At 53.2% G+C, this 13,193-nt stretch carries 10 protein-coding genes; 5 read left to right on the top strand and 5 right to left on the bottom strand.

Annotated elements, in window-relative coordinates:
* The first annotated feature begins 19 nt into the window (after window positions 1-19).
* The 4 genes from M4NBBH2_RS10850 to fdhD all read left to right on the top strand — a co-directional run bounded on the left by M4NBBH2_RS10850 (window position 20) and on the right by fdhD (window position 3,634).
* Window positions 20-913 carry a 4Fe-4S dicluster domain-containing protein gene (locus M4NBBH2_RS10850; protein WP_116270981.1) on the top strand — a complete coding sequence of 298 codons (894 nt, stop codon included), beginning with the start codon at window positions 20-22 and terminating at the stop codon, window positions 911-913.
* A complete protein-coding gene (locus M4NBBH2_RS10845; RefSeq protein WP_116270980.1) occupies window positions 914-1,621 on the top strand; it encodes a cytochrome b/b6 domain-containing protein in 708 nt (235 codons plus the stop codon).
* Window positions 1,622-1,766: 145 nt separating this feature from the next.
* Window positions 1,767-2,663, top strand: coding sequence for a formate dehydrogenase accessory protein FdhE (locus M4NBBH2_RS10840; RefSeq protein WP_116270979.1), 897 nt, complete (start codon window positions 1,767-1,769; stop codon window positions 2,661-2,663).
* 74 nt (window positions 2,664-2,737) lie between these two features.
* Window positions 2,738-3,634, top strand: a complete 897-nt coding sequence (fdhD, locus tag M4NBBH2_RS10835) for a formate dehydrogenase accessory sulfurtransferase FdhD (protein ID WP_116270978.1) — start codon at window positions 2,738-2,740, stop codon at window positions 3,632-3,634.
* A 294-nt stretch (window positions 3,635-3,928) separates the two neighbouring features.
* On the opposite strand, the gene M4NBBH2_RS10830 is transcribed toward fdhD, so the two are convergent.
* From M4NBBH2_RS10830 to M4NBBH2_RS10810, 5 genes are all read right to left on the bottom strand, one after another.
* Window positions 3,929-4,375: a hypothetical protein gene (locus M4NBBH2_RS10830; protein ID WP_124944247.1), complete on the bottom strand. Its 447-nt coding sequence runs from the start codon at window positions 4,373-4,375 to the stop codon at window positions 3,929-3,931.
* A 48-nt stretch (window positions 4,376-4,423) separates the two neighbouring features.
* Window positions 4,424-5,932: a nuclease domain-containing protein gene (locus M4NBBH2_RS10825; RefSeq protein WP_116270976.1), complete on the bottom strand. Its 1,509-nt coding sequence runs from the start codon at window positions 5,930-5,932 to the stop codon at window positions 4,424-4,426.
* The gene (locus M4NBBH2_RS10820) at window positions 5,932-8,163 is read right to left on the bottom strand and encodes an McrB family protein (RefSeq protein WP_116270975.1); all 2,232 of its coding nucleotides are present in this window, start codon (window positions 8,161-8,163) and stop codon (window positions 5,932-5,934) included. Before M4NBBH2_RS10820 ends, M4NBBH2_RS10825 begins: the two co-directional genes overlap by 1 nt.
* 93 nt (window positions 8,164-8,256) lie before the next feature.
* On the bottom strand, window positions 8,257-10,020 hold the full coding sequence (locus tag M4NBBH2_RS10815) for an IS1634 family transposase (RefSeq protein WP_116270974.1): 1,764 nt from the start codon (window positions 10,018-10,020) through the stop codon (window positions 8,257-8,259).
* A gap of 18 nt (window positions 10,021-10,038) precedes the next feature.
* Window positions 10,039-11,040, bottom strand: coding sequence for an IS30 family transposase (locus M4NBBH2_RS10810; RefSeq protein ID WP_116270973.1), 1,002 nt, complete (start codon window positions 11,038-11,040; stop codon window positions 10,039-10,041).
* Between the two features lie 386 nt (window positions 11,041-11,426).
* On the opposite strand from M4NBBH2_RS10810, the gene M4NBBH2_RS10805 reads away from it, so the two are divergent.
* Window positions 11,427-13,190 (top strand): hypothetical protein, encoded by a 1,764-nt coding sequence (locus M4NBBH2_RS10805; RefSeq protein WP_116270972.1) that lies wholly within the window; start codon window positions 11,427-11,429, stop codon window positions 13,188-13,190.
* Window positions 13,191-13,193 lie beyond the last annotated feature (3 nt).

Genomic DNA, 13,193 nt, shown 5'->3' with positions numbered 1-13,193 from the left:
AGAGACTAGGAGATAAATAATGGCAAAACCTAATGATGTCGCCATCTACTTTGACTCGAGCCTTTGCACTGGCTGCAAGGGCTGCCAGGTGGCGTGCAAGCAGTGGAACGAACTTCCCGCTCCGCTCGGTCACAACGTCACGGAATTCTCTGGCTCCCTCCAGAGCCCGATGGATCTGAATGGCGATACGCGTCTTATCCAGACCTTCCACGAGGAAGAGTCCGGCAACAAGTTCCAGCCGATCAACTGGGCTATCGGCCGCCGCTCCTGCATGCACTGCACGGACGCTGCCTGCGTCGAGGTGTGCTCGAGCCACGCGCTGTTCCACGACAAGAACGGCATCGTGAACTTCGACACCGAGAAGTGCAACGGCTGCCAGTACTGCCGTACGGCCTGCCCGTTCGACGTGCCGCGCTTCCGTCCTGGCGATCACAAGATCGACAAGTGCACGGCCTGCATGGACCGTCTTGAGAAGGGCGGTATCCCGGCCTGCGTGAAGACCTGCCAGCCTGAAGCGCTCCGCTTCGGCAACCGCGATGAAATGATCGCGAAGGCGAAGGCCCGCGTTGAAGTCCTGAAGGCTAAGGGCTTCAGCAAGGCTGAGGTCTACGGTGAAACCGAAATGGGCGGTCTGCACGTGATCTACGTCTGCAAGCACGGTCACGAGGCCTATGGTCTCCCGACCAACCCGCAGAAGAAGGCTGTGTACGACTCCCACAAGCTCTTCCGTCCGCTCGGCGGCATTGCCGCGGCCGCGACCGTTGCCGGTCTCGCGCTCTCCTGGATCTCGGCTCGCAAGTATCACCGCGATGATCTGACGATCGACGAAGCGAAGAAGACCTGGACTCCGGAACAGCAGGCCAAGGCCGACGCTGAACTGAAGGCTGCCCTCGAAGAAAAGGAGGAAAAATAAATGACTCGCTATATCCAGCGCCACTCCCGTCTCGCCCGTGTGACCCACGGTGTCGCTGCGGTGTCCTGCATTTTCCTCGCTCTCACCGGCGTCGCGGTTTTCACGCCGGCGATCTCCGAGGCTCTTGGCGGAACGTTCGTCTACTGGATGCGCATGCTGCACCGTATCGCCGCGGTGCCGTTCATCCTCTTCCCGCTGATCGCTCTCGTTCGTTCTCCGAAGGGTGCCGCGCACCTCTTCAAGAACAACATCTTCGGCAAGTGGGATAAGGACGACTGGGAATTCGCCCGCAAGTTCGTGCCTTACCTCTTCAACCCGCAGAAGGTTCATATGCCTCCGCAGCACGAAGTGAAGGGCGCGCAGCGTATGGCTGACGGCGGTCTCGTGATCATGGGCATCCTGATGGCTCTCTCCGGCCTCGTGATGTGGGCTGAAGCTGGCTGGATCCCTGGTTCCACCGGTATCGCGATGTCGGCTTCCCTCATCTGGGCCGCTCACATCATCCACGACATCGGGTTCCTCGTGATCATCGTCTTCGGTCTTGGCCACATCTACCTTGGTGCCGGCATCTTCCAGCCGTACAAGGGCACTGCCAACCTCATGTGGGGTGACGGCAAGGTCTCTGAGGCTGACGCCGCCTACCACTGGGGCTACTGGGCTAACACCCGCCTCGGCACCGGTGAAGGCGTGACCACCGAAAAGAAGTAAGAAGCAGCATGCAGTAAAGCTCTAGTTTGATCAGAGCGGCAGTACCTGGGATGCGGGGGGCCGAGCGCCCCTCCTCCCAGGGACCCCTAAAGCAGTACCCGGTTTAAAAACATCAAATCCAATAACTTAAAAAGAGTTTCAAACCATGGATAAGAATCTTGAACAGGCAGTTGAGCAGCTTTCGAAGGGCGTTGCCCCGGAGACCGTTCACGTGCTTTGGCTGACGGCTGAGACGCTTGAGAAGACCCGCGAGCTCTCGGATAGCTATTCGCTCGAAATCGTTGATCTCACCCCTGAATCCGTTGAACGCGTGAAGAAGGGTGAAAGCACGGTGCTCCAGGAGTCGCCGGTCGCGATCGACCGCGCGAGCCTCGCCGCGGTGTGCCGCGAGATTCTCTCCACGCTCCTCGGAAAGGTCGGCAAGGATATGGATCCCGAGGTCCTCAAGATGCTTGAGGGCATTGACTGGGACGCGCTCGTGGATGACCACGCGGCGACGCTTGCCGGCACCCGTCCGCAGGAGTTCCTGAATTACATCTATGACAACGCGAATGGGGCGGATCCGGATACGCTCTCGCGCTTCATCTTCCCGGTTCTCTCCTGGGCTCTCCGCGTCTTCATTGGGAACGCGGCGAAATCGAAGGCCGCGTCTCTTGACCAGGATTCGCTTGAGGACCGCAAATACGGCTACAAGCCTCACTGCCCGATCTGCGGCGGTGATCCTGTGATGGCCCGTATTTCTGAAACGAATTTCAATGGCTCGGTTCGCAGCCTCGTCTGCGGCACCTGCGGCGCTTCCTGGTACTGGAACCGCATCGGCTGCCCGTACTGCGAAACGAACGCGACGCGTGACCTCCGTTATGTCCACGATAAGGACGACCTGGATCACCGCCTCTACGTGTGCGACCACTGCGGTGAGATCCTCCCGACCGTGTTCGAGCACGAGGATGAATTTAACCGGACTCCGGACGAGCTTGAGCTCGTGAAGCTCGGTGATCTCCAGATGGCTTACGAAGCCGGTCAGGAGAAGCCCCTCAACTAAGGGGCGGCAAAGCAGCTTAAAGGAACGGAAAGACTGACCGCAGTGAGTGTCAGGGTTTTTATAAAGGAAGCGCCATGGATCTCAATCAGTGTGCAAGACCGGTAACTGCGTATAAGCGCAGCTTCGACACGTTCGGAGCGGTGCCGGATGTCGTGGCTGAGGAAGTTCCCGTGGCGCTCGTTTATAACGGGATCAGCCACGTCGTGATGATGGCGCTCCCCTCTGACCTTGAGGAGTTCGCGGTCGGTTTCTCACTCTCTGAAGGCATCATCCAGAATCGCTCCGAGATCTACGGGATGGATGTGGTTCCGGCCTGCCGCGGCGTTCGGGTGGAGCTCGAGGTGTCGAGCGAAAGCTTCATGAAGCTGAAGGAACGCCGCCGGTCACTCGCCGGCCGCACGGGCTGCGGTGTCTGCGGTCTTGAGCAGATTAATGACGTGATCCGCCCGGTGAAGCCGCTTCCCCGCACCGCGACCTTTGATCTCCAGCATCTCGATCGGGCGCTCGCCGCGATGAAGGCTTGCCAGCTTGTGGGCGACGTTACGGGCTGCACGCACGCGGCGTGCCTTCTCGATGACCATGGCGGCACGATCGGCTGCATGGAGGACGTCGGCCGCCACGTGGCGCTCGATAAGCTCCTTGGAGCCCGCGGCATGCGCGCTCCCACGGCTCCTGAGTGGAACAGCCGCGTGGTGCTGATCTCGTCCCGCGCTTCCTACGAAATGGTTCAGAAAGCGGCGAGCTGCGGCGTTGAAGTGCTGCTCGCGGTGTCCGCGGCGACTGGGCTTGCCGTCGAAACGGCGGAAAAGGCGGGGCTCACGCTGGCGGCGTTCTGCCGCCCGGGCCGCGCGACGGTCCTCACGCATCCCGAGCGTCTCACGAACGCCGGACTTCCCGCGCAGCGTGGCGTTGTTATCGATTCGGTCGCCGAGCGTACGTTCCGGCGTCCCGCAGAAGAATCCGTCTCCTAGGGCTGCGAAGTAACTTGCAGTCTTTGATTTCCCGTCCGCCAAAGCACGGGAAATTTTTAGGGATGTCAGGGCAGCGATATCCAAGACATCCCTCTTTTTCTTTTTCTCTGTATAGCTAGAACAGAGATCTTTCATACCTGGGCTTCGAGCTCAGGTTTTTTTATATGCATAGCGAGCAGAGCCGCTGTCCGCTGTTAGTAGAAAGACGCCTCCCCTGTGAAGTCCTGATAGATACCAATAGATCCTGATAGTTACTATCAGGATCTATCAGAAGCTATTAAGCGGTTTACGCCGCTATTCCACGGTTTCGCCGCACTCAGGGCACACGAGTTTTCCTTCCCGACGCCGGTAGTAGTCGGACTTCAGCGCGTTCCCGAAGAGCGAGGTCCGCCCGCAGCACTGGCACGTGAGCTTCCGCCGCACGACGTTCTCGCAGTCCTTGCAGTACAGGATGTTCCATTCGATTGGGTGCCCGTCATGATCGAAATCGGAAGCTCTGAGCACAAGATGATCGCCGCTCGCGCCGCAGACCGGACAGAGGAGCTCATCGGGGTGAGAGAAATCCGCCTCGTAATCATGCTCCAGCGCCTGAAGCCACTCGAGCACCGCTTTCGCGAGCCCGTTATTCCGGAGAAGGGTTCCGAAGTCCGCGAACGCGTGTACCCAGCCCCGGCCGTGATCCATGAGGCCAAAGTAGCTAGGACGCTCGGTTTCAGGCGTTGGGTATACGAGGAAGAGCATGTTGCGGCCATCGGTAATCTGACGGTCACGCGCTAAGCGGGCGGCTGCCTACTCCATAAATTCAGACCGGCCCCGCGGCGGAATATAGGGAGTGTCGGAGGTCTTCTGAGCCTCCTGCAGGTAGTCCTTGCGGTACGCGAGTTCCTCAAGCAGCTGCCGGCAGTCCGCGGCATTAAAGACCGTGCGGAATTTGGCGTCGAGAATGAGTTTCGGGAAACGTTTTTCAAGCCGCGACTCATCGATCAGCTCAAGCACAAAGTCCGGGCGGAAGGCGTAACGCTGCGTCCCTTGTTTCGGGAGCTCGTACTCGTAGGTAAGACGGATCCGATAGCGCCAGGAAGGATGCGTGAATTCGAGACGGATGTTATGTTCGTCCCGGATCACCCTGCGGATAAAGTCGCTCACCCAGCCGGTCGGCAGCGTCAGCTTGAACCGGGTCTGCAGAACCCGGACGAGCGTCACGAGCACCCAGCGTTCATAGAGTTCCGCGAGGCGCGTGATTCTGAAGTGGCGCGAATGCTGGAACGCATAGTGGAGACTTTCCACGGATTCAAAGCCGACGCGGTTCGAGAAGAACGCTTTCTGGGCTCGGTAGAGGTGCGAATACTTCGTATCCTGCTGGAACACCACCATGTTAAAGTTCAGCGCTTCGGTCCCGATTCCGAGCTTGATCAGGCGGTCGCGGCTCCGGCGGAGCTTCTCCCGCATGAGTTTGAGCGTCTCGGTGTCCTCGTGATCAAAGTACCGGTCTTTTACGGACTGCGGCTGATCGAGCACGAGTTCCACGAATTCGAGCGTCCGTTCGACGACAGAATGCACGAACTGATTCACGCCGCTGTTCCAGTCGTGATGAAGCTCGCGGGAGAGAAGCGTCCGGGCGTTGGGGTTGAGATACTTCCGGATCAGCGTGGCGGAGGACTGCCGGGCACGCCGCGCGGGGAGGAGATCTTCCCGGAGACCGATTTTCGCGCGAAGCGACGCCATCACGGATTCGATGGAGTTCACCAGATCGACGAGAGACTCAAACTGGTAGAGGCTGCCTTCTTTCGGTGTTCCGCTTGACTCTGTGCTCACGGCAGCGGACGCGGTGAGGGGATTTTTTCCCGCGAGAATGATCTCATAGAGCCCGTCCCGGAAGTCACGGAGCATCCGGTCAAGCGACGCCTGATCAAATGGCTCGCATTCCACGTGAAGGACAAATTCCGAGCCGTCAGTCCACGCGACGGGGAGGAATCCGACCGAGTTATAGATCGCGGAGCTGCGGAGCGTCTCGGTCTCTCCGGTCTGACGGTTCCTGTTCGTATAGAAGCAGGAGAGGAACCACCAGCGGTTTCCATCCCAATCCGTAAACGAGTCCCAGGCTTCGCTCGTATTCTCGAGCGGAACCGGGGATGCGGCCGCGTTATCGGACCGGAAGGCCGGGAGAATCAAGGACCCGTACTCGTTCCGATTAAACGCGGTCACAACGAGTTCGGTCTCAAACGAGCCGATCTTTTCCGTAATCCGGGGAGCGTTGTTTTCCCGTCTGACAAAACGGATGTAGCACGCGTGGAACATCAGAGCGCCCAGTAGTTGACCTGGTTATCGCCGTTCCGGCTCTGTTTCAGCAGGTCAGATGCCTCTACATTGCACTGCCGGTCATCGAGCACCGATTTCTCAAGGTACGCGTGGAACTTCTGAAGCGCTTCGCCCTTCGTTCCGGGGTAGCCGCGGGAAGATCCCGAATCCGCGTCAAACACCATGCGGGGGAGAATCTTCGAGCGGATCACGGCGCTGATCACGCCGTTCGGATCAAGTCCCACCTTCATCATCGAGTTCTTCAGATGCAGCGCCTGCTTGATGAGACGCATGCTGAGGTCGATATTGAGAGGGTTCGTGTACTCCCGCAGCCCAATCAGCTTCTGGATGATCGGATCCCGCATCGCCGCGCTGTCGAGATCTTCATACGGTCCCCGGATGCCAAAGGACGCCGGATCAATCCACTTTGCGTCCCCGGTGCCGGAGCACCTCTCATCATCCTTCATCGCGAACGGGTCGTCATCCATCTTCAGAACGTGAACTCGGTCAAGCACCTTCGGTGAGAACGAGTTCGTTGTCTCATCCACATTGATTGTGCCGATGAAGCGGACATTCTGCGGAATCTTAAGCGTTCGGCCGGATTTCCCGTCATCTGCGGCACCTTCCGCGATTTCAACGAGTTTCGTGAGAAGCGGCGCTTCGCCGAATTCCTTCAGAGCGCCGGCGAGAAGCCCCCGGTAATCGGGGTCCCCGAGCACATCCTGAAGTGTGACGTCTGACCCTTTGTCGCCTAGGAACGAGAGGATCACTTTGCAGACCGCGTACTGCGCTTTGCGGGGGGCTGGATCCTTTTTCTTCGGAATCCCAGGGAGCACGATTTCAGGTTCCGGAACCGTTCGGTCTTCAAGGCGGCTGAGGAAATCCGCGAAGTAGTGTTCGGGAATCGCGATGTTCATTTCGTCGAGCACAACGAGATGCATCTTTTCCGGATGCGCAGCGGCCTGGAGGAGATCGTCACGGAAGAGGGTCGACACATAGGTGCCGTTCACCGGATTGAAGTACCCGAGAAGATCCTCCGTGCTCATCCAGTTCGGTTTCACAGGAACGATCGTGACGTCCGCCCCGATTGCCTCAGCGTAACGCTGGCAGAAACTCGTTTTGCCGGTACCGGAGCGGCCTCCAAGCACCACCATGTCGTGAGTCTGCATGAGTGCCGTGAAGGTCTCAATGAGTTTCTTCGGGTATAACCCGCCGCGTTCAGCGATAAAGCCTTCAATACGCCGGATTTCAGCGTCCCAGGCTTTTTCGCCTTCAATCTGTTCGCCGTGAACAGAGAGTTCTTCGTCAGTCTCTTCGTCAGGCGCGTCCGGGTCGGTATAGAACCCCATTGAAGCAAGAGCGTCGAGCATCTGCTCCTTGGTCAGAATGTCCCGTACTTCGCGATCAGACGCATCCTCCACAGATGAATCGGAATTCTCATCGTCAGCCGCCACTTCAGCAGGCTCCGTTTCGCTTGCAGGATCCTCCGCGAAATCCGAATCATCCTCTTCGATCTCGGACTCTTCAGCCATTTCCGATGCTGTGGGCTCAGTGAGAGACACATCAGATGTCTCTTCTTCTGAATAGGTGTCAGACACCTCAGGTGTTTCATCTTCAGTGACAGGGTCTTCCGGCGGCAGTTCCTGTGGTTCAGGTACTTCTTTATGAACAGCAGGGGAGACCTTGATCTCCTCAGGCTTCGGCCCCGTAGGGAGCGGTAGTTCCTCAGGATCATTGATTTCGAAAGGAAGAGGCTGTTCTTCCGTGCGCGTATGAACGGTCTGTGTGATGTGTTCAACGTGCTGGTTCCGTTCTTTCTTCCATCCTTTTTTAACGGTGATTGTGCTTTCAGCTCTGGAAGGCTTTTCTTCCGGTTTTGTCGAGGTAACTGGCGCGGCGGATTTCGGCGCGGAAGAGAGCTTTGCCTGTTCCTCCTTTTCCTCAGACTCCTTCCGGCTGAATTCTTTCAGCAGCTCCTGGCGGATACCGTAGTTGCCAAAGGGTTTGGCATAGGCGTTTTCGGAAGGCGAGTGGGTGCTGTGCGGCTGCTCACGCAGAATCGCGGACTGAACAGAGGAGATCGGAGAGGAATAAACCTTATGCGTAATCGTCTGCGTTTTCGGCTGAACGGCTTCGATTTTCATGTTGACCGTGATGTACTCAAGGTCAGTTGCTTTGAGATAGAGCAGCGTTGTGCCGGAAAGGTTTTTGAGCGTGACATGAAACCGCACTTTGGAACCAAACGAGAATCGCCAGCAAAGCTGCGGGTCGTCGATTCTGAGATTCTAAATTGGGCTGGAAAAATACGTAGTCGATAGTTTCGGTTATTTTTCAGCCCAATCTGGGATCATCGTATACAAATCAGGGAACCCAAGCCGAGCGGCAATGCCATGTTGCCGCTTGGTAACCTCAAGCCAATGACCGACCCCGTTCCTGTCAAAGATAACCCGCGGCGTGGCCAGTCGGTTTTTCAGCTCGTTAAATGTCATTTCGTCTGCAAGCGCCGGCATTTCTTTGAGTCCGCTCTTGGTTTCGGTATACGTTTTTTGCTTCATCAAAACATAGAGCCGGTTGAGAATCGACATGGCAGCAAAGCCGATGATGAACCGTCCTTCCATCGTTGCCTCGCCATGAGCTCTCACGACATCCAATTCAATATTTGTCTTGCCGCCCTTGAATGATTTTTCAATGAGATCACGAACTCTGTATGTTGTCATGGCTTCGCGGGCAGAACACTCCATCGTGGTGACATTGCAGAAGATACCGAAGTAGCGTGTAGCAGCGTCAACCGCGTCGTTATCCTGTTCAAGAGGCGTCCTGCCGGGGATGCCAATCCCCGGCTTGAAATATTTCATCCACCGGCTCTTGAGAAGAGGACACGTTTCCGAGCTGTCACCCTCGTGGTTCGGCCGCCACCGAAGCCACTCTTTCTGAAACGATTCCAGTTCGTCGTAGAAGGCTGTATTTTCAGTGTGAGATTTCGAGTCACTGCGATAAACATGAACCCAGAGTTTACGATTGCCCCCGTCTTCAAAACCGGGGTGGACGGGAACCGTCCAGCCCCAGCAATGTTCGCCTGGAATACGGGCGGCATTACTCCAGAGGTGTTCCATAGCGGTTTCAATGGCATCCTGAATCCAGATTGAATCAGTCTTGGCCGCAACAATGACGCGGCTGCCTGCATCGACAAACCGGGCCAGATTGGCCAGAGAGAAATAACCGCGATCAACAACCGCCCCAAAGACTCTGCGGCTGTCGGTAATCTCATCAAACCGGAACAGCATGTCCTGAACCGTAGTCACATCGGTAATGTTTCCAGGAAGCACTCTGAAGAGCACCGGCATATGCGACTCATGACCAACCAGGAGAATCAATCCGAGCTGGCGCTGGTACCCTCCTTCTTTTCCCATGCCGTATTGAGCATAGGAAATCTCAGCGGCTTCGGCAGCGATTTCCGTTGCGTCAAACGACAGCATTTCTTTGTCTGGCAGTCTTGAAATACGGGCGTTGAAGAAGTCCTTTCTCCAGCCCGAAACCTCTGTCAGACTGGCGAAGAACTCACTCATTTCCTTACTGGAAATACCCCTGGAATAAGGCAGCAGCTTATTGACTGACCAGGATTCATAAAGGTAAGCAGCATTGGATCCGGTATGAAGCCATTGGTACGCGATAGAAAGCGCCGCATTGGCCTTGTCTTTACCCCAAACCGCAGCCAGATCTTCCGTGAGTCCGATCTCCTGGGCGATTGCGTGATAAACGGGAAACTCTGCAGCCAGCTTTGTTTCCAAAGAGCCCAGCTGATCCAGCGAGAGTGAACCAGATTTAACGGATTCATCGTCCTGTTCAACCAGCCGCTTAACACCGCCGCGCTTAAAGAGCCGGTGGTAATCATCATTGGAATAAAACTGATTGCCGACAACGTAGCCCAGATAATTTCGTTTCTCGCATCCCCGATGCTTTTCCTTATCCCAGTAATACAGACGTTCAACCACGCGGATAACTCCGCGGGCAGAGACCATGACTGCTTTGGGGTTATCCGGGTAATCAGCTACATTCTGAGAATCAGGGAGCGAGCTTTTAGTAGGCATATAAACCTCGGTGAATTATCAAATCAAGTGCAAAGTTACTGAATAAAAGACTTCAGCCGGACACTTCCAATTGAGACGTTTTCTGGGTCTGAAATTCAGAGCATTGAACCGTTTCTGAACTTCTGCCTGAGAAATTTTATCGATACTCATTCCTTTTGGGAAAAAGTCTCTAAGAAGTCCGTTTGTATTTTCATTACTTCCTTTCTCCCATGGATGATGAGGCAAGCAGAAATACACTTTGGTTCTGAGATCTTTCTCCAGTTTTTCAGCCCAGGAAAATTCTTTTCCGCGATCTACGGTAATCGTACGCAGATCCTTATCTGACAGAGATTTCTCAATTACGGCAGACACATCGGCCGCAGTCTTGGAAGCGGTTTTCCCGCCACAGAGAAAGCCGGACTTCCTATCGACCAGAGTCGTGAGGCAGGCTCCGCCCTTTTTTCCGATGACGGTATCGCCTTCCCAATCCCCCAGGCGAGATCTGTTCTGAGCTTCCAGGGGTCGCTCTTCAATGCTGTGAGTGATCTGGATCTTTCCTCGCCTCTCGGTCATGCCTTTACGGTGACGCGTTTTACCGTGGTGTCGCAGGTGTCGGGACATCTTTCGGCCATCCACAAAGCGATCCAGAAAGCCAGAATTGATTCCTCGGTAGATTGTCGTGGCGCTGATCCTTAGATTCGGCAGCTCCTTTCTGAGACGGTATTGAATCTGCTCCGGAGACCAGAATTTCTTAACCAGCAGATTTGAGACAATCTTTGTCAGCAACGAGTCAGACTTCAGAATGTTTCTCTTTCCGCAATGCTTTCTCTGTCTCTGATATCGGGCCTGCGCGGCACAGGGATCATAGGCAGCTGAAGCCCCATCCTGGGCCGATACAGCCTTGTTTCGCTTCAGTTCGCGGGAGATCGTAGAAACATTTTTCCCAATCGCACATGCAATTTCAGACAGGGATTTGCCTGAAATCGTTAAAGCCGAAATAAATACTCTGTCCCGAAGAGTAAGATGATGATAGTGGCTCATGAGCTCCCTCTATAGTTATCTTGACAATCTCTATTATGGAAGCTTTATGGGCCACTATTCTTTTCTCAGGCTTTGCACTTGAAGTGATAATTCGCCAATGAAAAGAAGACCGTTCCTTTTGCACAGTGAACGCTGGCTTTGGGTGAAATCTATCGATTGCAAAAACTGTTTGGGAGAACTTTTCCTGTCAAAAAAGCTACGCAAAGATGCGTCGTTAGTAATGGCAGAAATATATTCGTAACCATGCATTTTCAGTAGAATAATAAAAAAATGTTTTAAATCGGACTGGGGAAGAACAACTCATGAATTCAAATTTCACTAGGTATAAATGGTTTTTTCAGAGTGGATGCAGAAAGAACATTGGTATAAATAACGGAAATATAGAAATGTTCTTAGACACGCCAATTGAATCTCTTGGCAGAGAAATTTGTCAAAATTCAGGTGATGCAAGAAAAAATAAGAACAAGCCGGTGGAAGTAGAGTTCAAAACCTTCGAAATTAATACAGATGAACTTCCTGATATCGAAAAGTTAAGGGATGCCATTAACCGAGGGGAAGATTTTTGGAAAAGTCAAAATAACCCAAAGGCTGATAAGTTTTATGCGGCTGCAAAGGCAATAATAGAAAGCGACAAGATCACAATATTAAGGATTAGTGATCATAATACATGGGGATTATCAGGAGCGGATCAGCCGGATAATACCAATATGCCGTGGACCGCCCTTGTAATGTCAGAAGGAGCTTCATCTAAAGATGGAACGGGCGGAGGTTCGTTCGGAATCGGGAAATTTGCCGCATTTGCGAATTCTAAGATCCGTACAGTGTTTTATAGCACACTAGACTCAACAGGCAAACAAGCCAGCCAGGGATTATCAATACTGGCGTCTTTTATAGATGAAAAGGGATCAAAAACCTTTGGCGAAGGTTATTGCGGGACAATGGATTCAAAAGAATCCACTAGCCCAGTATATGATCAGATACATCTTGACGAATCTTTTAACAGAAAATCAGATGACTTTGGCACGGATATATATGTGCTGGGTTTTGATTCTTCAGGTAATTGGAAGAATCAATTGGTTGCAGCCATCCTTAATGGTTTCTTATACGCGATTGATCAGGATATGATGAAGGTGACTGTCGATGATGTTGTTATAGACAGGAATACCTTAGATGATGTTATATCGAAGTATCGCAAGGACTGCAATGACTTTACATATGATTATTATCAAATTCTTAGATCAGATAATGAATGGATCACATTTGATGATTTCGATGGAAATAAAGATTGCATGCATCTTAAGCTAATGGTAGCTCCTGGGCTCCATAGACATGTAGCTATGGTAAGGCAAACGGGAATGAAGATACTGGATAGAAATCGAATCAATGGACAGATTTATTTTGCAGGATTTTTATATGTTGACGGAGAAAAAGCAAACAAGTATCTTACTTCGCTTGAAAATCCTGCTCATAAAGACTGGTTAGTAGAACGTGATAGTAACCAAGGTCACGCTAAACAGTATCTCATCCATATGAATAGAAGAATAAGAGATGAATTGCAGAAACTAGTTAATCAGAATTTTGGAGGCGAAATTAACCTTCAGATGGACAACATGTTGCAAAGTATAGATGTTCAGGAAGGGGACAAAGAAAAACGTGATGTACTCACGGATGAGACAGAGGAAATAAAAACGCGTAAACATGAATTACGCGATAACGGAGAGCCATATGAGGCTGACGCAGAAGGAACAAATCCGGATGAAGGGGACATTGGTGAAGGTGGTGGGAAAGATCATGGAGATTCAGGATCAGGCGGACCAGGAATCGGCTATGGAAGTGGAACTGGCGGAAATGGACAGCAAGGTGGAATGAATCCCCCAGGTTCTGGGGATGATCCAGGACAAAGCGATAGAAAGAAAAACAGAGGAGTTGTTTTAAAAACCAGACGCTTAGTAGCAACAGACGTTTTAAATGGAAAATATAGTTTGGCTTTGCAGACTGAAGAAGCCTGCAGCGATTCAGTAATAGATATCGGGATAGCTGCGGAGGATGCGGTTTACTCACCGGTTCTTCTTGATGTCTCAATAAAGGGGCAGCCCAATATCTCTTTTTCCGGTAACAGAATTACTGGCGTTGAATTATATAAAGGGTGAATT

It is taken from the genome of Mesosutterella multiformis, assembly GCF_003402575.1.
Classification (GTDB): domain Bacteria; phylum Pseudomonadota; class Gammaproteobacteria; order Burkholderiales; family Burkholderiaceae_F; genus Mesosutterella; species Mesosutterella multiformis.
Note: the sequence above shows the minus strand (reverse complement) of the source record. Positions and strands in the feature narration are given on the sequence as shown.

Coding starts and splice junctions, on each gene's coding strand:
- fdhD (WP_116270978.1), top strand. CDS start 2,738: ATGGATCTCAATCAGTGTGCAAGACCGGTAACTGCGTATAAGCGCAGC.
- M4NBBH2_RS10825 (WP_116270976.1), bottom strand. CDS start 5,932: ATGTTCCACGCGTGCTACATCCGTTTTGTCAGACGGGAAAACAACGCT.
- M4NBBH2_RS10840 (WP_116270979.1), top strand. CDS start 1,767: ATGGATAAGAATCTTGAACAGGCAGTTGAGCAGCTTTCGAAGGGCGTT.
- M4NBBH2_RS10850 (WP_116270981.1), top strand. CDS start 20: ATGGCAAAACCTAATGATGTCGCCATCTACTTTGACTCGAGCCTTTGC.
- M4NBBH2_RS10845 (WP_116270980.1), top strand. CDS start 914: ATGACTCGCTATATCCAGCGCCACTCCCGTCTCGCCCGTGTGACCCAC.
- M4NBBH2_RS10815 (WP_116270974.1), bottom strand. CDS start 10,020: ATGCCTACTAAAAGCTCGCTCCCTGATTCTCAGAATGTAGCTGATTAC.
- M4NBBH2_RS10830 (WP_124944247.1), bottom strand. CDS start 4,375: ATGCTCTTCCTCGTATACCCAACGCCTGAAACCGAGCGTCCTAGCTAC.
- M4NBBH2_RS10805 (WP_116270972.1), top strand. CDS start 11,427: ATGTTCTTAGACACGCCAATTGAATCTCTTGGCAGAGAAATTTGTCAA.
- M4NBBH2_RS10810 (WP_116270973.1), bottom strand. CDS start 11,040: ATGAGCCACTATCATCATCTTACTCTTCGGGACAGAGTATTTATTTCG.